Source organism: Halarcobacter sp., assembly GCF_963675975.1.
Lineage (GTDB): Bacteria > Campylobacterota > Campylobacteria > Campylobacterales > Arcobacteraceae > Halarcobacter.
The window spans coordinates 2,447,544-2,467,064 of sequence record NZ_OY780939.1 but is presented as its reverse complement, the minus strand read 5'-3'; the positions used below and the strand labels follow the sequence as shown (position 1 = coordinate 2,467,064).

The 19,521-nt window shown below is 28.6% G+C and carries 24 protein-coding genes; 13 read left to right on the top strand and 11 right to left on the bottom strand.

The window, feature by feature from the left end:
• Position 1: 1 nt before the first annotated feature.
• From ACKU3H_RS12130 to ACKU3H_RS12085, 10 genes are read right to left on the bottom strand one after another with little or no spacing between them, the layout of a single operon-like run.
• A complete protein-coding gene (locus tag ACKU3H_RS12130; RefSeq protein ID WP_320034127.1) occupies positions 2–1,012 on the bottom strand; it encodes an aminotransferase class I/II-fold pyridoxal phosphate-dependent enzyme in 1,011 nt (336 codons plus the stop codon).
• Positions 1,012–1,761, bottom strand: a complete 750-nt coding sequence (locus ACKU3H_RS12125) for a metallophosphoesterase family protein (RefSeq protein ID WP_320034126.1) — start codon at positions 1,759–1,761, stop codon at positions 1,012–1,014. The genes ACKU3H_RS12130 and ACKU3H_RS12125 overlap by 1 nt, the downstream gene beginning before the upstream one ends.
• Before the next feature lie 10 nt (positions 1,762–1,771).
• The gene (locus ACKU3H_RS12120) at positions 1,772–2,557 is read right to left on the bottom strand and encodes a precorrin-3B C(17)-methyltransferase (RefSeq protein ID WP_320034125.1); all 786 of its coding nucleotides are present in this window, start codon (positions 2,555–2,557) and stop codon (positions 1,772–1,774) included.
• A gap of 13 nt (positions 2,558–2,570) precedes the next feature.
• On the bottom strand, positions 2,571–3,587 hold the full coding sequence (locus tag ACKU3H_RS12115) for a cobalamin biosynthesis protein (protein WP_320034124.1): 1,017 nt from the start codon (positions 3,585–3,587) through the stop codon (positions 2,571–2,573).
• Complete coding sequence (cobM, locus tag ACKU3H_RS12110) at positions 3,580–4,332, bottom strand: precorrin-4 C(11)-methyltransferase (RefSeq protein WP_320034123.1); 753 nt, start codon at positions 4,330–4,332, stop codon at positions 3,580–3,582. The genes ACKU3H_RS12115 and cobM overlap by 8 nt, the downstream gene beginning before the upstream one ends.
• 3 nt (positions 4,333–4,335) lie before the next feature.
• Entirely contained in the window at positions 4,336–5,529 is a 1,194-nt protein-coding gene (gene cbiT, locus ACKU3H_RS12105) for a precorrin-6Y C5,15-methyltransferase (decarboxylating) subunit CbiT (protein WP_320034122.1), read from the bottom strand.
• Positions 5,523–6,545, bottom strand: a complete 1,023-nt coding sequence (cbiD, locus tag ACKU3H_RS12100) for a cobalt-precorrin-5B (C(1))-methyltransferase CbiD (protein ID WP_320034121.1) — start codon at positions 6,543–6,545, stop codon at positions 5,523–5,525. The genes cbiT and cbiD overlap by 7 nt, the downstream gene beginning before the upstream one ends.
• Positions 6,545–7,012 (bottom strand): hypothetical protein, encoded by a 468-nt coding sequence (locus tag ACKU3H_RS12095; protein WP_320034120.1) that lies wholly within the window; start codon positions 7,010–7,012, stop codon positions 6,545–6,547. The genes cbiD and ACKU3H_RS12095 overlap by 1 nt, the downstream gene beginning before the upstream one ends.
• Positions 7,002–7,712 (bottom strand): precorrin-8X methylmutase, encoded by a 711-nt coding sequence (locus ACKU3H_RS12090; protein ID WP_320034119.1) that lies wholly within the window; start codon positions 7,710–7,712, stop codon positions 7,002–7,004. Before ACKU3H_RS12090 ends, ACKU3H_RS12095 begins: the two co-directional genes overlap by 11 nt.
• Positions 7,702–8,970 carry a cobyrinate a,c-diamide synthase gene (locus ACKU3H_RS12085; protein WP_320034118.1) on the bottom strand — a complete coding sequence of 423 codons (1,269 nt, stop codon included), beginning with the start codon at positions 8,968–8,970 and terminating at the stop codon, positions 7,702–7,704. The genes ACKU3H_RS12090 and ACKU3H_RS12085 overlap by 11 nt, the downstream gene beginning before the upstream one ends.
• Before the next feature lie 287 nt (positions 8,971–9,257).
• On the opposite strand from ACKU3H_RS12085, the gene ACKU3H_RS12080 reads away from it, so the two are divergent.
• From ACKU3H_RS12080 to ACKU3H_RS12025, 12 genes are all read left to right on the top strand, one after another.
• Positions 9,258–9,938 (top strand): energy-coupling factor ABC transporter permease, encoded by a 681-nt coding sequence (locus ACKU3H_RS12080; protein ID WP_320034117.1) that lies wholly within the window; start codon positions 9,258–9,260, stop codon positions 9,936–9,938.
• Positions 9,938–10,780, top strand: a complete 843-nt coding sequence (locus tag ACKU3H_RS12075; protein WP_320034116.1) for a sirohydrochlorin cobaltochelatase — start codon at positions 9,938–9,940, stop codon at positions 10,778–10,780. Before ACKU3H_RS12080 ends, ACKU3H_RS12075 begins: the two co-directional genes overlap by 1 nt.
• Before the next feature lie 9 nt (positions 10,781–10,789).
• On the top strand, positions 10,790–11,461 hold the full coding sequence (locus ACKU3H_RS12070) for a precorrin-2 C(20)-methyltransferase (RefSeq protein ID WP_320034115.1): 672 nt from the start codon (positions 10,790–10,792) through the stop codon (positions 11,459–11,461).
• Positions 11,462–11,472: 11 nt separating this feature from the next.
• Positions 11,473–12,318, top strand: coding sequence for a phosphotransferase (locus ACKU3H_RS12065; protein ID WP_320034114.1), 846 nt, complete (start codon positions 11,473–11,475; stop codon positions 12,316–12,318).
• Positions 12,305–12,928, top strand: a complete 624-nt coding sequence (gene bluB, locus ACKU3H_RS12060) for a 5,6-dimethylbenzimidazole synthase (protein ID WP_320034113.1) — start codon at positions 12,305–12,307, stop codon at positions 12,926–12,928. The genes ACKU3H_RS12065 and bluB overlap by 14 nt, the downstream gene beginning before the upstream one ends.
• Before the next feature lie 8 nt (positions 12,929–12,936).
• The gene (gene cobT, locus ACKU3H_RS12055) at positions 12,937–13,995 is read left to right on the top strand and encodes a nicotinate mononucleotide-dependent phosphoribosyltransferase CobT (protein ID WP_320034112.1); all 1,059 of its coding nucleotides are present in this window, start codon (positions 12,937–12,939) and stop codon (positions 13,993–13,995) included.
• Between the two features lie 3 nt (positions 13,996–13,998).
• A complete protein-coding gene (locus ACKU3H_RS12050; RefSeq protein WP_320034111.1) occupies positions 13,999–14,490 on the top strand; it encodes a bifunctional adenosylcobinamide kinase/adenosylcobinamide-phosphate guanylyltransferase in 492 nt (163 codons plus the stop codon).
• Positions 14,491–15,885, top strand: a complete 1,395-nt coding sequence (locus tag ACKU3H_RS12045) for a cobyric acid synthase (protein ID WP_320034110.1) — start codon at positions 14,491–14,493, stop codon at positions 15,883–15,885.
• The gene (locus ACKU3H_RS12040) at positions 15,878–16,624 is read left to right on the top strand and encodes an adenosylcobinamide-GDP ribazoletransferase (protein ID WP_320034109.1); all 747 of its coding nucleotides are present in this window, start codon (positions 15,878–15,880) and stop codon (positions 16,622–16,624) included. Before ACKU3H_RS12045 ends, ACKU3H_RS12040 begins: the two co-directional genes overlap by 8 nt.
• Positions 16,615–17,154, top strand: coding sequence for a histidine phosphatase family protein (locus ACKU3H_RS12035; RefSeq protein ID WP_320034108.1), 540 nt, complete (start codon positions 16,615–16,617; stop codon positions 17,152–17,154). The genes ACKU3H_RS12040 and ACKU3H_RS12035 overlap by 10 nt, the downstream gene beginning before the upstream one ends.
• Before the next feature lie 68 nt (positions 17,155–17,222).
• Complete coding sequence (locus ACKU3H_RS12030; protein WP_320034107.1) at positions 17,223–17,609, top strand: DUF4878 domain-containing protein; 387 nt, start codon at positions 17,223–17,225, stop codon at positions 17,607–17,609.
• A gap of 22 nt (positions 17,610–17,631) precedes the next feature.
• On the top strand, positions 17,632–18,189 hold the full coding sequence (locus ACKU3H_RS12025) for a YiiX/YebB-like N1pC/P60 family cysteine hydrolase (RefSeq protein WP_320034106.1): 558 nt from the start codon (positions 17,632–17,634) through the stop codon (positions 18,187–18,189).
• Between the two features lie 83 nt (positions 18,190–18,272).
• Here ACKU3H_RS12025 and ACKU3H_RS12020 read toward each other — a convergent pair whose 3' ends face one another.
• On the bottom strand, positions 18,273–18,476 hold the full coding sequence (locus ACKU3H_RS12020; RefSeq protein WP_320034105.1) for a malate dehydrogenase: 204 nt from the start codon (positions 18,474–18,476) through the stop codon (positions 18,273–18,275).
• Positions 18,477–18,531: 55 nt separating this feature from the next.
• Between ACKU3H_RS12020 and ACKU3H_RS12015 the strand changes: the two genes are divergently transcribed.
• The gene (locus ACKU3H_RS12015) at positions 18,532–19,509 is read left to right on the top strand and encodes an SLAC1 anion channel family protein (RefSeq protein ID WP_320034104.1); all 978 of its coding nucleotides are present in this window, start codon (positions 18,532–18,534) and stop codon (positions 19,507–19,509) included.
• Positions 19,510–19,521 lie beyond the last annotated feature (12 nt).

Genomic DNA, 19,521 nt, shown 5'->3' with positions numbered 1-19,521 from the left:
TTTATATCCTATCAAAAGCAGTTTTTAAAGCTTTGATTGAGGCTTTGTTTTTAACTGCAATTCTAACATACGAAGAGTCTAAAAAGTCAAAATTTGAACAATCTCTGAGCATAATTTTGTAAGGAATTAGTTTTTCTTGAAGTTGTTTTGCATCTATGTTTTTTAGTTCAACTAGTACATAATTTGCTTCAGCTTTATATACCTTTTTTATAAAAGAATACTCTTTAAGTATAGAGGCTAAAAGCTCTTTATTTTCTTTGTTTTTTATCTTTGCTTTTTTATAAAACTCTTTGTGTTTTAAAACCTCTATTAGATAGTTCATATCAAAGGTAGATATCTTCCACATTGGCTCTTTTTGCTTTAGTTTTTTGATATTTTTTTTTGATGAAACAATTGTACCAACTCTAATACCAGCACTAGAATAGAACTTTGTCATTGATTTTAGTATATAAAGCTTGTCATACTCTTTTATATACTTTGTAGCAGACTCTAAATCAGTAAACTCTAAAAAGCTTTCATCAATAAGAATTGTGCACTCTTTTTCTATCCATGATTTTAGTAGTTTTTTTATGTTATAACATTTTGCATCAGGTGTTGAAGGGTTTACAAATATTACAAATGAGCCTTTTTTTACCTCTTTTTTTATATCAGTAAATCTATTTATTAAATCAATTTTATAATCAAAATTTTGTGCTGCTTTCTTGTATTCTAGGTACGCAGGGGAATATATGGTGCAATGCTTTAGCTTCAAATTTTCAAAGAGTTTAAAGATAGCAGAACTACCTCCATTGTATAGTTCAATTTCTCCTTTCAAAATGTTGTAATGATTTGAAATAGCCTTATAAAGCTTGTCATAATTTGGGTATGAAGAGATATCTAAAGTATTAAAATCTATATCAAGTTTTGGTTTTAAAAAGTTTATATTTGAGGATAAATCGATTACATCTTTTACTTTACAGTTTGCTTTTTTAGCAAAATTTTCTATATCTCCACCGTGCTGAAACTCTTTCATTAGTTTTCTAATACCTTACCAGTTCTAAGTGCATACGCCCAATCTTCTCTGCCATTTTCTTCTGCTTTCAAAGCTGCTTTTTCAAAGTCATAGGCAACTCTTACTTGCTCAATATTATATTGGTTATCTTCAATTGTTAATATTGTATAGGCTGCATCAGGAGTGTTATTTTCCATTTTGTGTTTTGTTGGAAGTTCTTCTTTATAGGCTTGAAGTCCTACTGAACCTGGATTTATAACTATTTGACCTGAATTTAGTTTATGTATTCTTGGTAAATGAGAGTGGGCACAAAAAATAAATGGTGTTTCAATATTATCAGTTAGTTTTATAATCTCTTCATCACTTCTTAATTTTACAGTACCTTCTGAAACATCTTCAAGAAGGTACTGAGTATCATCAAAATAAGTTCCATGAACCATATAATAAGTTCCACCAATTATCTTTTCAAATTGCAACTCTTGTATCCAATATAAAACCTCTTCACCTAAATCTTCATAAACATACTTTAAAGTAGGGTTTTCTTGAAGTTGTGCTAGTGAGGCTTCAAGTATCTCTCTATCTTGATTCCCACAAATATTTATAAACTTATTGTCTCTTATTAGTTCATAAGTTGCTCTTGGTTCAATTGGTCCATAAAACATATCTCCAAGGTTTAAAACCACTTCAATATTTCTATTTCTAATATCTTTTATTACTTCTTGTAGAGCATAAACATTTGAATGTATATCAGATAAAATTGCTATTTGCATTTGTTGCCTTTTATTTAAGTTCTCCACTTAGTTCATATTTGTTTAAATATCCTCTAGGTGTTAAAACTTTTCCATTTTTTGTTAATTTTGAGTTTGAATTACAAATTATAATCAATGTTGACATAGAAACTGCTTCGTGTTCTATATCTTGGTCTATCAAATCTTGGGCTGTTGTTATAGTGATTTTCTCTTTTTCATCTCTACCTACATGTGAAGCAATGATTGCTATTCTATCTTGATATCCATTTTCTAAAGCTCTTAAAAAGTTTTGATATGGAAGTATTCTTTTTTTAGATTTTGGATTGTAAATACCTAAAACAAAATCACAATCTAGGGCTGCTTTAACTCTTTTGTCTATTAGGTTTATATCTGTTAGTCTATCTGATAGTGAGATGATAGAAAAGTCTTGTGATACAGGAGCTCCAACTTTACTAGCTGCTGCTAAAAATGAAGTAACACCAGGAAGAGAGATAAGCTCTACCTCATCCCATAAATCTTTTTCATCCATGATTTCAACTATAAGAGTTGCCATTCCATATACATTTGCATCTCCATTTGATACGATACAAGTAGTTTTCCCTGCTTTTGCATACTCTATTGCTTGATTACATCTTTCTATCTCGTGTGTCATTCCTGATGTAAATATCTCTTTACCCTCTATTAGCTCTTTTAGCTCTCTAGCGTACTTACTATATGAAACTACTACTTCGCAACTCTCTAGTGCATTTCTAGCTTCTGGAGTGATATATGAGGTTCCACCAGCACCTGAACTAACTATATATAATTTTTTTGCCATTTGATTTTTCCTTTTATACTGCGGCTGCTATTGTGATTTTTTTCTCATACACATTTTTAGGTATGATAAGTTCGTTATATTTTGAAACTAACATAGATGAAGGTTCACTAACACCTTTGAGGTTAAAAAACTTTGTTGCTTGAGAAGGGCTAAACTCCCCTTGAAGTGAGTTTATCTCTGCTTCATTGTAAAATTTGATATCAAAATTGTATTTTGAGGCAAACTCTAAAAGACCTCTCTCATCAGCTTTTGCTTCAAATGAAGCTATATTTTCTATTTGCTCTTTTTTAAGATTATGTTTTTCTAAAAACCAAAAAAATGAAGCCTCTATATCTTCAAATGTTGTATCTCTATTACAACCGAAACCTAAGTATACTTTTGGTTTTAAAGTTAAGTTATCATCAGAAAATGGAGTGATATTTACGCATAGTTCTGAACTTTGCTCATCTACTCTTTTTAGATTTGTTTTATTTGGTATTGTTTCAAAGATACTCTCATAGGTTTTTACTTCTACTTCTTTTTTATTTAGAAGTGAGTTAGAGATTTTTGCTAAGCATTTTAGGTTTTCTATCTCTAGGTTGTTTTTCTTTGCAAACATATCAAAAGCAAATGTTTTTGTTTGGTCTGTTGCTGTTGATACAAAGTTTATACAGTTTGGAACTCTAGATGCTAATAAATCACTTAACTCATTTGCTCCACCTATATGTCCACTTAGAAGTGGTATAACCTTTGTTAAATCCATACTCATAACTATAATTGCTGGGTCAGTTGCTTTACTCTCAAGTAGTGGAGCAATTTTTCTTACAACTATTCCCATCGCCAAAATACAAATAATAGCATCATATTTTTTCCAACCATCTTGTAAAACTGTATCAATCTTTTCGTATGTATTTAGGTTTTCAAGATTGTGCTCTAAATCTTTTTTACCATAAACATCAACTTCAAAACCTTCTAGATACTCTAAAAGTTTGCAAGCAGAGTTTAGACTTGGTTGGTTTATTGAAACTAGGGCTATTTTTAACTTACTCATTTTTACCCTTTTGTTTCTCCAACTCTTTTACAAGTGGTTTTACATAAAGATGAGATTCTTCTGTTTCTTCTTGTTTTAAAAAGTCTCCAAATAAAATCAAAGCAACACCTCTTATATGAGAAACTTGCTCTTCTATATTTGAAATTGTTCCTTTGAAAATCTCTTCTTCTTTCCAAGTGGCTTTCTCAACCACCCAACAAGGTGTATCAGGAGAATACCCCATATCAATTGCTTTTTTCTTTAGTTTTTTAAGAAGTAAAATTGATAGATAAAATACTAAAGATGAGTTTCTACAAGCAAGTATATTCTCTAGCTTTTCAGGATTTGGAGTTTTTCCTTCTACTCTAGTTAAAATCATAGTTTGAGAAACACCTGGAATAGTATATTCAATACCTAAACTAGCTGCTGCTCCAAAAGCTGCAGTGATTCCTGGGATAACTTCATATTTGATATTTTGTTTTTGTAAAAACTCTATTTGTTTTGCAATAGTTGAGTAAATAGATGGATCTCCTGTATGAACTCTTGCTATTACTTTATCTTTATACTTTTCTATAAAGGCAAATATCTCAGGGTATTTCATCCCTTGTGAATCTTCTATGATAGCTTCATCTTTGCACCAAGATAGCACCTCTTTGGGAACCAATGAACCAGTATATAAAACTACATCAGCTTTTTGAAGTATCTTTTGTGCTTTTACTGTTACTAAATCAGGGTCTCCTGGACCCGCTCCTATAAAATAAACCATAAGTTATTTTTCCTCTTTTTTTATTTTTATTTGAAATAGCTGTCTTTCAGGCTCTACTAAATCTAGTTTGCCTTTGTATGTTGTAAGAGAAAGAGAGTGTATCTCATACTCTATATTTGCTTCGTTTAGCGTGGTTAACATCAAGTTTAGATGTTTTAGTGTTATTGCATTTATAAGTAAGATTCCGTTTGTATCTAAAATCTCATATAGTTTTGGAAGTTGTTTTATAACCTCAACTCCACCACCACCTACAAAGATTCTTTGTGGAGTCTCTTTTAACTCTTCAAAATACTCTTGGGCTTCACCCTCTAAAAGTTTTGTTTCAACTACAAAATGGTTTTTCAAGTTTTGTTTTATAAACTCTATTCTTGTTTCATTTTTCTCAAAAAGTGTAGTTTTTACTTTGTATCTTTTGTATGCTTCTATTGCACAAGAGCCACTTCCTGCTCCAATATCCCATAAAAGGTTATTTGGTTCTAAATCAAGGTTTTGTAGACTTAATTGTCTTTTATACTTTTTAGTAATCATTCCCCGTTCAGTTTCAAACTCTATATCTTCACTTATGATGTTTTTAGATTCAAACTCTTTTTTTATAAGTAATACATAGGGTTGTTCTATATCGATTGAACTCTCATCGAAGTCAAGTAAGTTAATCTCTTTTATAAGTTCATCTTCGAAGCCTAGTTTATAACCAAGTGCAGCTTTTATAGAATCTTTTTCAAAATAAAAAAGTGCCTCTTTTAATCTTTTGATTGTATATTTATCACAAAGTACAAAAGTATATTTGTTTTGTAAAAAGTTTTCTAAATCAATATCAACTCTTCCATGTAAAGATATAGTATCAACATCTGTTTCATTGATAAACAGTTTTTCTAACATATAGGTTTTAGAAGAGGTATTATTTATAATCTTAACTTCATCATTTGGTAAATTTCTAGCTATTATAGTTCCTGCACTAAAAAACAGTGGTGAACCAGTAACCACATATAAAAGTTCCTCTTTTTCGTAGTTATCTATAATATATTGTTTTGCATCTTTGTATTTTAGTTTTAATATATTTTTTGCTTCTTCTTTCTTGTGCTCTGCACTCTCTGTGAGAAAGTTTGGGTCACAAATGATTTTGTCAAATTTTGAAATATCAATATTTAGATTTGAAAAATCATAATCTCCCATTCCGTTTCCAGCAATAGTTACCATCCTAAAACCTCCTTTTGTTCTAATATTATGGCCTTTACTTTTGAAGTTTTAAACCATTGTTTTATTTGTTCGTTTGCTTTTAGTGTAATCATTTCGTAAAACTCATCTAATAATCCAACTTTTTCAAGCTCTTGGGATATCCCTTTTACTGTAAGTGTTGTTTCTATATCAACTTCATAATTTAGTTTCTCTTTTATATCCAGTTGAAGTTGCGTAAAATCAATCACTCCAAATCTATTGTGGGTGTTTTTAAACCCTTGATAAACCTTTGTCATCTTTCCTATCCCACATAAAAAGATTACCTCTTTTGCATTTAATTTAGTTGCAAGTTCTATTGAGTCATATACAAAGTTTCCTATTTCAACTATTGCTTCTTCATCTGCTTTACTACAAGCTACTTTAAAAGCAGAGTTTCCAAGTGTAAAATATATAGTTTCGTAGCCATTTTGTATGGCAAATTCTATTTCTGTGTTTACAGAGTCTATATATGCTGAACTTGACACAGGTTTTACAACACCAGTAGTTCCAAGTATAGAAATACCTTCTAAAACTCCAACTTTAGAGTTAGCTGTTTGTTTAGCTATCTCTTGGCCATTTGTAACACTTACACAACATTTTAGATGTAGGTTTTCTTTATGTTTTGTTTTTATCTCAAAATACTCTTTTATAGCATTTAAAGGTGCAGGGTTTATAGCAGGATAGGGTGGTTGTATTTTTAAACCTTTTTTTGTAACCACTCCAACTCCAATACCAGCAAATATTTCAATACTATTTGTTCCACACTCAAAATAGTGTGGCTTTTGAAATGTTGGGTTTAGTTGAAACTCTTTTTGGCAAAAGTCTAAAGATACAACTATCTCACACCCTTTTGTTACATCTAAATCATCATTGTCTATTTTATTTGTTTTGGTTAAACATGACTCATTTGTAGCTAATAGCGTATCAAGAGCTGACCTAAAAGATGCAACAGTATGTGTTCCTGTTGTGTATCCTTTTCTTAAAACTTTTTTTTCCATTATTTATAAAAACTTGGGTCACTCATTGGTACTTGTTCAAACTCTTCTAAAGAGTCAATACTTATATTATCTTTTAAAGCTATAAATAGTTTTTTCCATTTTTCTTTGTCATATCTATGTACATTTTTAAGCCAAACTCCGTTGTTTTGAGAGTTTCCATTTGCTTTTGTATTTTCATAGATATTTGCAACACTTCTAAATCTACAAGCTCCAAAACATCCAGTTCTTACAACTTTTATTCTATCTTCACCTTTTGATAGACTTACTTCTTTTATAACCTCTCTTAAAGTTGCAGCTATATCTTTATCTTTGTGTGCTTTACCACATCTTTCATCTGTACATACAAAAAGTTGAGTTTTTAAGTGCATTATTGGTTTGTTTGCATCAAAGTTTTTTGGTTTGCAAGTAAAACCCTCTGCAACTTCACTTCCCATTGTGTTGTAAAGAACTTCTTTTTTATTTTCCATTGTATTTCTCATCTTTATCATAATCTTTGATTAGTTTATAAATAGCATGAAGTGTTGCAACAGTCATAGTAGAGCTTCCAAATCTTCCCTCCATGATAATCCCTGCAACATCAAAAGTATCACAAAACTTTCTTCCATAAGCTTTTGATTCAACCACATTTACAAAACCTACAGGGAAAAGTAAAAGTGCTACATTGTTTAAATCAACTTTTTGTTCAAGTAAAGTGTTGATTGCTGCATATATAAAAGTAGGGGCATTTCCACACGCTAAAACCAAAGGCTCATCTTTGTGTCTTTTGATTGCTTCAACTACAGCTGCATAGCTTCTTGTTGTTTTATTTTTTTCTGCCATTTCATAAGTAAAAGGTTCGTTTATATAACAAACCACTTCATTGTCGTATTGTTTTAGATAAAAATCACTAAGTCCAACTTTTATCATATTTACATCAACTATGATTTTTGCTTTGTTTATAAGTAATGATTGCACTTTTTTAATAGCATTGTCTGAAAAGTAAATATTGTTTAATACCTCATCAAAACAAGTAGTTGTATGTATAAGTCTACTTATTACCTCTTTTTGTTCTTCATCAAACTCATTTATCTTTTCATACTCTTTTAACTCATTATTAATCATCTCAAAAGATCTATTTGAGATATCTGCACCTATATTTATTGGTGGTTGTTCTATTTTAAATTCCAAAGTAATCCTTTAATATTTTTATATTATTTCTAAACATTGTATGTAAATAAGTTCCATAAACATTGTTCTTTTTCCAAGCTCCTAACTCTCCTTTTGAGTTTTCTTTTTTGCTTAATATATCTATTGCATCTTTTGTATCAAGTGGTTTTGTATAATGAAAAGCATGACCTTTTAGGCCATTTTGACTATAGTAGTAGCCAAGCCTTACTCTTTTTGGTGTAAGAGTAAATTCAACATCCAAAATTCCACTCATGGGTTTATCATCAACACATTTGGCTAAATATAAAAGTCCTGCACACTCTGCATATATATGTTTGTTTTTGTTTGCATGGTCTATTAAAGAGTTTTTAAAATTGTTTGAATCTTTTATATTGTTGTAACTCTCAGCTGTTTCCACATAGCCTCCAGGTATAAAAACCAAATGTGTATCTTTTGAAATCGTTTCATTTTTTGTAGGGTTTATAAGTTCAACTTTGGAAAATAGCTCTTTTAGAAAGACTAGATTATCTTCATAAAGAAAAGAGAAGTTCTCATCATAAACTATAGAAAGTTTTTTGTCTACCTTTTCAATCTTTTCAAAAGGGTAGTTTGTTATCTTTTCTTTTTGAAAACTTGCTACAGTTTCTAGTTTTTCTAAATCTATATTTTCTAAAACCTCATTTGTAAGCTTTTGTAATTTTTCATGGTTTGTTTTGGTTAAATCTAATCCAAGGTGGGTACTTACTATTGTCTCTAAGTCTTTTTTTATCCAGCCTAAAACTTCAATATCATCAAAATCACTTTGTATTTGTTTTTTGATTAGTTCAAAATGCATCGTTGAAGATACTTTGTTTAATACAACAGCTTTTATGGTATTGTCATCTTTATAAGTTTTAAGACCTTTTAAAACAGCACTTATAGTTATATAAGAACCACTTGCATCAAGAAGTAAAACTGAAGGGATATTTAATAGCTTTCCAATATCATAAGCAGAACACCCTTTATCCATACCATCATAAAATCCCATTACACCTTCTAAGATAGAGATATCTTTATTTGAGTATTTATCAAATATCCATTTAACTTGATTTTCATTCATGATAAATGTATCTAGGTTTATAGATTTTGTATTAGAAATTTTGTAATGAAATTGCGGGTCAATATAATCAGGACCTATTTTAAATGGTCGAACACTATTTTTATAATAATTTAATAATGCTGTAGTTAATAGGGTTTTACCTTGATTTGATGCTATAGAAGATATTAATAGTGCTTTCACTTTTACCTCTTTATTATTTTTTTCTGGCTAAACTTTCGCCATGAAAAATCTTAGAGGCTATAATAAACGATACTTTAAATTGTCAACAATTGCGATGTTCTCGACAATAAATAAGTTATGCACTAGTGAAACTAATAGCAATTTATACCATAAGACAGCTTATGAAAACGAGATACAATCTCTAGATCCCCCACTAAATTCTCAATTTTTACAATTTTTAACAAAATAATCACAATTTAACACACAAATTTTTTAATTTTAATTTATTTAACAATAAAGGACTATTCATGCATATAGAAGCAGGAGTTGTGCACGGCGCAAAAATGGTTTTAAGTTATGGAACTGCCGCAGTTTCATTCTCGGTTGCCGCTAAAATGGCTTATGAAAATATCAAAGACGCAGGTGTTTTACCATTTGCAGTAAAAACAATAATTAGTACTATCTTAGTATTTATGTTTTTTGAGGTTTTACCTCACCATCCAATAGGTGTTTCTGAGGTTCATTTAATCTTAGGTTCAACACTATTTTTAATATTTGGTGCAGGGGCTGCAGCCTTTGGTTTGGCACTTGGTTTATTAATCCAAGGTTTATTTTTTGCACAGTTTGATTTACCACAATATGGTATAAATGTAACTACTCTTTTAATGCCTTTATTTGCTATGAGTTATGTAGCAGCTAAAATCATTCCAAAAGCTACACCATACAAAGATATCAAATATGCAACTGCATTAAAACTATCTTTAATGTATCAAGGTGGAATCGTAACTTGGGTTGCATTCTGGGCATTATACGGACAAGGTTTTGGTGCAGAAAACATAAGTGCAGTATTTAGTTTTGGGGCAGCTTATATGAGTGTTGTTATTTTAGAACCAGTTATTGATATTGCAGTACTTGCAGGGGCTAAAACATTAAATAGTTTAAAATCAAGTTCTTTTGTAGAACCAAGACTTTTTAACAGTGCAAAATAATGAAAAGATTTAGACACTATAACAGAAAAAGAGCTATCGTTCTTGCTTGTTTTGGTTCTGTAATAGAGCAACAAAAGTATCTAGATTTAGAAGAGAAAGTAAAAGAGGCATACCCAGATTGTGAGGTGTTTACCTCTTTTTCTTCAAGAATGGTTATTAAGCTTTTAAAGAAAAAGAAAAAAGAGATTTATAAAAACCTTCCTCAAACTTTAGCTGATGTTGATATGTTAGGATTTAAACATGTGGTTGTAGTATCTGTAAATATCTATCCAACAGATGAACATGAGTTTTTAAAAAAAATAGTAGATGGATTTAAACACTTCTCTATGGCTAACTTAGGTATTACAAATCCAATTCTAACAACTACAAAAGATACAACTGCATATTTAAAAGAGTTAAATGAGCAAGTTAGCAAAGAAGATACTGCAAACTTATATATTATCCATGGAACTCCAAAGTTAAATACAGTTGGTATTGATTCTATTTCATATACAAGTTCACTTTTAGAGATGTTAGATGAAAGAAACTTTTCATGTTCTTTAGAGGGTGCTTTTCCATATTTTTCTGTAAATGAAGCTATTAAAAGAAAAATAAAAGAGAAAGGTTATAAAAAAGTTCAAGTTGTACCTTTACTTTTAGTTAGTGGAAATCACTTTATAAAAGATATGTTTGAGATAAAAGAGAATTTAAAAGATTGTTTTGAGTCTTCAATTGTTGAATCCCTTACCAACAGTGAGAACTTCAATCTTTTAGAGCTTCCTAAAACAAATGAGATTATTATCAAAAATATTAAAGAATCATTTAAAATGCTTGGTATTAGTCATAAGACTATGACTTATTAGGAGAGGGTATTGACAAAATTATATATGGTTTCACTTGGCCCTGGTGATTATGAACTAATTACTTTAAAAGCATTAAAGGCATTAAAAGATTCTGATGCTATTTGTATCCCTACTAAAAGTTCTGATAATAGTTTTAAAAGGTCAATGACTTATAAAATTGTAAAACAGCTTATGGATGAGTATGGTTTTGAAAAAGATATTGTTCCTATGTATACTCCAATGAGATTCAAACAAGAGGATTGGCAAAGACAAGTTGATATAATCTTTGATTCTTTTAATACATACGATAAGCTTTCTTTTGTAACTTTAGGAGATAGTGCTGTATATAGTACAGTTTATTATCTACTTGATATAATAAAAGAACAAAAAAACGAAGTTTATGAAGCTTGTGAAGTTATACCTGGAGTTACATCATTTTCCCATGCATCTGCTAAGGTAAAAAAACCTTTATGTGTTGGGGATAGTAGTTTTCTTATAAGACCTTTACATAAAAGTAAAGTTCCTTTTACAACAGTTTATATGAGACCAAAGATTGGTATGGAAACACAAAAGGTAAAAGAGAAAGGTTCAGTTTATACTTTTGAAAACCTTAACTTTCAAGGGGAGCAGATACTTGACTTTAAAAAAGAGAATGTAGATAAATATATGACTCTTTTTATAGATTTTCATGAACCTAAATAAAAGGCAAAAATTTGGGTGTTTTAACCAAACTTACTTTAAAAGAGGTAAATAGCTTAATAGAAGATACCAATATATGTTTTAACTCAATACAAGAAACTTTTCAAGGTATTAGTGATACAACATATATTGGCACTTCAGATACAAAGAAATATGTATTTAAACTATATGAAGATTCATCTATAAAAGATATAGAAAATCAAATCAAGATTTTAAAAGCTATAAAAACTTTAGATGTCCCAAATGTCCTTTCAAAGAAAATAAACCTTTACAATAATAGACCAATAACACTTCTTTCTTATATAGAAGGGGATGTTATCCAAACAATTACATCAAATCATCTAAAACAGATAACACTTTTTTTAGTAAGTTTACACTCTATAAAAGAGATTGAAATTACTAAAAAGGATGTTTACTCAAAACAAAACTTTGAAAAAATGCTTTACTCTTTAAAAAATATAGAAGAGATAAAACAAAAGTATAAAATAGTTAAAGATATAGACCTAAAGCCTAATGCTTTAATTCATGGGGATTTATTTCCTGATAATGTAAAGTTTATAGATGAAAAGCTTAGTGGGGTATATGATTTTACACAGTCATGTTTTGGTAATATAAACTTTGATATAGCTGTTGTGGTTATAAGTTGGTGTTTTGATAAAGATATATTCAATAAAAGTTTTTACCAATTTATATTAAATACATACGATAGATACTCAAAAATAAAAATAGAAAAAGAAAACTTTAAACAGTATCTTTTATATGCTTGTTTATATTACTCTTTACAAAGAGTATATAAAAATACAAAAAAAGATTGTACAGAGTTTTTAAGAAAGTTCGAGATAATAAATGAAACAATTTAACAAAAGTGATATAAAGACTTTAAAAGAGATTATGCTTCTAAGACGTGATGTTAGAGGTAATAGATTTATAAAAAAGAAAATAGATGATAAAATCTTAGATGAGATTTTAAGCGCAGCAAATAGTGCTCCATCTGTTGGATTTTCTCAACCTTGGAAATTTGTAATTGTAAAAAGCAAAGATAAAAGAGATGCAATATACAAAGAGTTTGAAAAAGAGAATACTAAAGCAAAGAAAATATTCAAAGATAATGAAGTATATCCAAGGTTAAAATTAGAGGGTATAAAAGAGTCATATATCAATGTAGCTGTTTTATATGAAAAACCAAAGAAAAAAGTACTTGGTCAAACAACTCAAAAGAAAATGGGAGAGTATAGTGTAGTATGTGCTATACAAAACCTTTGGCTTATGGCAAGAGCTTATAATATTGGAGTTGGTTGGATAAGTATATTAAAGCCTAAAAATGTAAAGAAGATACTTGGAATTGGAAAAGAGTATAAACTAGTAGCATATTTAGCTATAGGCTATGTGGATGAGTTTTTAGAAGAGCCTGAGCTATTACAAATAGAGTGGGAAAAGAAAAAGAGTTTAAAAGATATTAAAACTTTATAGGAAAGAAGATGATAAAAAGTATAATTGGAAATATAGATTTTGCAGAAAGCCTAAGAGGTAAAAAAGCAACATATATTTTGGCTATGAGTAATACAGGTACGGCAGATATAGAAGGTATAACACAAGCAGGAATACCTGGACAAATATATTTAACTCCAACACTAGATAGTGAGTTTTTATGTAGTGGAGAGGTTAGAAGTTTAGAAGATGTTGCAAAAACACCAAAAGGTGTACCAACTCCAGCTCTTATAACAAGAGCAGTTCATCTTTTAAATCCCTTTACAAATATAGAGCTTCTTGATTTAGGTATAAAAGTAAAACCAAAACTAGACTACTTCAAAATACACAATATGCAAATAGAACCTTCAGCAAGAATAGACGAGGGTGCAAATATAGATGCAATGGATGTTTTTCAAAAAGGGCTTGTATTTGGACAAGCTTATGAGTTAAAAGATGATTATCTAATCTTAGGAGAATCTGTACCAAGTGGAACTTCAACTGCAACTGCTACAGCTTTGGCTTTAGGGTATAAGTGTAAAGAGATGTTTAGTAGTTCTTTTAAAGATGTACCAAATGGTATTAGAGATACAACTATCCAAAAAGCTTTAGAAAATGTATCTAGTAGTGACGATCTATTTTCTGTACTTAGTAAGGTTGGTGATAATATGCTTATCTTTTATGCTGGAGTTATTTTAGGTTTAAACAATAAACTAAAAGTAATTTTAGCAGGTGGGACACAAATGGCTTGTGTTCTATTAATAGTAAATGCTGTTTTAAAAACTATGGAAGGTGAGTTTGAAACTTCTAATTTAGCTTTATGTACAACTAAATGGGTAAATGATGATGAAAATAGTGATATAAAAGCCTTACTTGAAATGCTTGATTTTAAACTAAATGCTTATTATGCAGATTTTGATTTTGCTTTGTCTTCTCATCCAGCACTTAAGCTATATGATAATGGAGAAGCAAAAGAGGGTGTTGGAGCAGGAGCTGCTTTAGTTTATGGTTTTTTAAATGGATTAGATAAAAAAACTATAACAGAAAAAATAGAAAGCTTTTTAGGATAAGTATTGAAAGTATTATACTTTGGTGGACAAAAAAGCGGTAAATCAAACCTTGCTGAGGTAAAAGCTCTAAGCTTAGCAAAAAATAAACCTTTTTATATAGCAACTTATGATAACTCTTATGATGATAAAGAAATGCATAAAAGAGTAGACAAACATAAAAAGAGTAGGGAAGACAACTTTTCTACTTTAGAAGAGCCAAAAGACTTAACAAAAGTAATAAAAGAAAAAGAAACTTATCTTGTGGATTGTATCTCAATGTGGATATTTAACAATATAGAAAAAGAAGAACAAGAGTTACTAAAACAACTAGAAATTTTAGAGCAAATAGATTGCAACATAGTTTTTGTACTAAATGAAGTAACCTCTGGTGTAATTCCATTTGACAAAGATAGTAGAAGATTTGTAGATTTAACTGGAATCATAGGACAAAAGCTTGCAAAAATCTGTGATGAGGTGTATGAAGTTAAATTTGGACTTGAAAGTAGATTAAAATAGATGAATAATATCTCAATATTTGGTACAAGCTCAGATGCTGGAAAATCAACTCTAACTTTTGTAATAGCTAAGATTATCCAAGATCTGGGTTTAAGTGTTGCTCCTTTTAAAGCACAAAATGTTTCAAACAATGCTTTTGTTTGTGATGACAAAAGTGAGATTGCAGTTGCACAATACTTTCAAGCAGAGATTCTAGAAGTTGAAACTTCATATCATTTAAATCCCGTACTACTTAAATCTGGCAGGGGAAGTGCTGCTTCACTTATCGTTGAGGGAAAAGTAGTAACCAATAAAGATGTTAGAGAGTATTATCGAGATTTAGACATACTTAAACCTGCTGTTAAAAGATGTTTTGATTATCTTGATTCAAAATATGATGTAGTTGTTTGTGAAGGAGCTGGAAGTCCAGTTGAGCTAAACCTAATGGATAAAGACCTTTCAAATATCTTTATAGCCGATGAATACAATACAAAAATCATACTAATTGCAGATATAGAAAAAGGTGGAGTTTTTGCTTCTATTTATGGAGTTTATAATCTACTTCCTAAAAAGTTAAGAGAGAATGTAATAGGTGTTATAGTAAACAAGTTTCGTGGGGATTTAACACTTTTTGATGAAGGTGTTAGGATAATAGAAGAGGATTTTAAAATACCAGTTTTAGGAGTGTTGCCATATACACCTTTTAATTTTGGTTTTGAAGACTCACAAAGCTTGAAAAACTATATTCAAAACAAAGAAAAAGCAATCATTAATGTGGGTGTAGTTTCATATCCATATATGAGTAACTTCAATGATTTTGAACCTTTAGTTTCAGATGATTGTATAAATTTAGAGTTTATTGAAGCAAATATACCTTTAGATAAATATGATATGATAATTTTACCTGGTTCAAAACTAGTAATCAAAGATTTACAATGGCTAAAGAAAACTGGACTTTTTAAAAGTATTAAAGAGTTTAAAAAAGAGATTTTTGCTATCTGTGGTGGCTATGAGATGCTTTTTAACACTCTTGATGATAAATATGCCTTAGAGAATGAAACTGCAACTATAGAAGAGGGTTTTGGCTTTATTGATGAGATAATAGTTTTTGAAAAAGAGAAAACTCTAGAGAAAAAAGAGTATGAAATTTTTGATTGTAAAGTTTCAGGGTTTGAGATACACCATGGAGCAAGTTCAAAATACCCAATATACTTTGAAAAAGAGAATATCAAAGGAACATTTGCCCACGCTATATTTGATAATGATAACTTAAGAGATAAACTATTTAAAACAATAAATAGTGAGTATCAAAGCTTTGATTTTGAAAAGTATAAACAAGAAACAATAGAGAGTTTTGTTTCACAATTAAAAAAGAAAATTGATATAGAAACTATTAAAAAGAGTATTTATGAGTAATATAATCCTTGGACTAAAATTTGTATTTAGTTACTTTTCTGTTTTACCAGTTAGTTTTAAAAAAGATGATGATGTATCAAAAAAAGAGGTTTTAAACTATACTGTCTTTTTCTTGCCTTTAGTTGGTTTAGTTTTAGGGATTATCACCATACTTCTTTTCTCACTTCTTGATTCAATTCCTTTATTAGCTTCTATTATTGCAACTTGTGTTTATTTTGTACTTTATGGGTTTATTCACACTGAAGCGATACTTGATGTTGTAGATGCAATCTATGCAAGACATAGTGGCAAAGATGCCTACAAGATTATAAAAGAACCAACAGTTGGAGCAATAGGGGTTTTATATTCACTTATCTTTGTAGTTTTAAAAATAGTAGGATTTGCCTACTTACTTTATCATGGATATTTACTTGAACTTCTTGCAATTCTTATTATTAGTAGGTTGAGTGTTCAGTTTACTATTTATTTTTCAAAGTTTAAATCATCTTTTGTAACACTTATGGCAGATAGTTTTACACCAAAAAGCTTTTTGACTTCTATTATAGTTTTTTCATTTTTAGTATTTTTATTAGCTGATTTTAGTTTTTTACTTTTTATACCAATAGCTTTTTTATTAGCTTTATGTATTACAGTATTTTTGAAAAAAGCTTTAGGGTTTCTAAATGGGGATGTTTTAGGTTTTGTATTAGAGAGTATCGAAATTCTAATTGCATTTGGAGTTTGCTTTTTATGGGTTTAATTACACTTTTAAGACATGCTCCCTTACCAAAAGAGTATCAAAAAAGATATATAGGTCACTCAGATATAGATATTGATATCTCTTTGATTGATCAATCAAAATTAAATATATTAAACAAAGAAGATTATGATTTAATCTATTCCTCGGATTTAAAAAGATGTACACAAACACTTGATTTATTTAATTTAACCTACACTACAAATAAAAATTTAAGAGAAGTAAAATTTAAAGAGGAGATCGAAAAAAAATCTTTTGAACAAATAGAACAATTAAACTCTTATGATAAAAAGTATCTAGATAATATTTATACCTGGTATAACTATATTTGTGAAGAGAGTTTTGATGAATTTAAAAGTAGAATAAATTCTTTTTTAAATACTTTACCAAAGGATAAGAATATACTAATTTGTTCCCATAAAGGTACTATTAGAATGATATATTCAATATTAAAAAAAGAAGAGTTTTCAACAATAAATTTGAAAGTTAATTATCTTGAAGAGATTTTCATAGATAAATATTTTGAAAAATAATCTAAATAATATTATAATATATTTAATTTTTTATTATTAAAAAATTAAAAAAATAAAAAGGGAATTAAATGAAAAATATTATGAAGATTGGATTATTCACTCTATTGAGTGCGATACTCTATACTGGGTGTGGTTCTTCTGGTCCAATAGATGTTACTGAAAACTTTGTTGAATCATTTAAAGATGGGGATATTGAAAGTTTAAAAAAATATTCTACGGAAACTGCATATTCTATTTTTATAATGGGAGTTCAGATGCAATGTGGAAACAAAAAAATTAGTTCTTGTATGGAAGAGATGTCAGAAAATCAAGAAATCATAAAATATGAACTTGTTAAGGAAACTGAATCAAAAGCTATTGTAAATGTAATTACAGAAGAAAATGGTGTAAAAAAAGTAAATAAATATGATCTACGAAAATTTGAAGATGGATGGAAAATAGATTTAAAAAAATGATTTATTTTATAAAAGGATAAAAATGAAAAAAATTTTTATTTTATTTATTTTTATCCCTTACTATATATTCTCAGAAACAATTAACCTTGATAGATTTAAATCTGGAGATATAATATTTAGAAAAGAAAACTCTTTTTTAAGTGATATTTTTTCAAAGATTGATTCTTTTGATTACTCTCATGTAGGCTTAGTTATAAAAAATAACTCAAATATTTTTATATATCATATGGAAAATGAAGAAGACAAATCCCAAGATTTAAAAATTGAACCTATTTCTATATTTTTAGAAAACTACCAAAAATACTCAACTATAAGATTAAAAGCACCTATAGATAAAGAAAAGTTAAATTTTATATTGAACTCTTATAAAAATGACAAAAATCTAAAATTTGATTTATCTTTTAAATTAAATAATGGTGATAGCAATCTATATTGTAGTGAATTTGTAAATGAAATATATAAAAAATTAATTGGCAAAAATATATATAGTTATCTTTATAATATACTTGGAGAAGAAGGAATTACAATAAAATCAATATATCTAAATAAAAATCTATTTGATATTGTAGAAAAGAAATAAACTTTAGTTTATAACTTAAACTTATAATAAAATTATAAGTTTATTTAATCATAATTTCAACTTAAACTATATATAATTCAAAATTATAATGGTTTGATCTTTGATTTAATACTTTTTGGAAGATGCGCGAACACGATATTACTATTTTTTATAAACTTTTCATTTTCATATATGGCGATGTCCAGCGTCATATTTGATTTTTTAAAAGTTAATAGTTTTATTGTTTGATCTCTGTCTTTATATGATAAATTCATAGGTTTTAAATCTATTATTGGTTTTTTAGCCATGATTCTCCTTCTTTCAAACCATTATAAATAAAGATTTCTTTAAAGGATTTTATATATGAGTCAAAGTGAACATATTAAATCAATACCTTCCGATAGATTGCAATTTTTTCCAGTAATGATGTTTGCCATTGTTATGGGCTTTACAGGTTTATCTATTGTTTTTTATAAAATGCATGAAGTTTTATATTTCCCAACTTTAATTGTTGATATATTTGGTTATATATCTTTAGGATTATTTTTAGTAATTTTCTTTTTTTATGTAAAAAAAATCATTTCTTATAAAGAAGAGGTAAAAAAAGAGATGACACATCCAATAAGAGTAAATTTCTTTGCGGCTATTTCAATCTCACTTCTTTTATTATCTATTTTTTTTAGACACTCTATAAGTGAATTATCAAATGTTCTTTTTATTTTAGGTGGAGTACTACATTTCTTTTTTACATTTTATACAATTAAATATTGGATAAATAACAATCTAGAGGTTCACCATTCTAATCCTGCGTGGTTTATTCCTATTGTTGGGAATATTATTGTACCTATAGCTGGAAAAGGTTTTGTTTCAGATTCAGTTTTATACTTTTTCTTTTCAATTGGAATTTTCTTTTGGATTATTCTTTTTGCTATTATTTTAAACAGAATTATTTTTCATAAACAGTTTGCACCAAAGTTTATGCCAACTCTTTTTATACTTATTGCACCACCGGCAATTGGTTTTGTAGCTTACATAAAATTAACTTCTAGTTTAGATTTTTTTGCTCATATATTATATAGCTTGGCTTTATTTTTTACTATTTTAGTATTTGTTATGTATAAAAATTATATTAATATCAAATTTTTTATCTCATGGTGGGCATTTACTTTCCCTATGGCTGCAATTAGTATTGCAACTATTTTGATGTATCAGTTAACTCATGAAAATATATATGCAATATTATCTTATATTTTTATGGTGATTACTATTTTTGTAGTATTTTTAGTAGCTAAAGAAACAATTGTGCATATGTTCAAAAAAGAGATTTGTATAATGGAGTAAATTAGTCCTTTT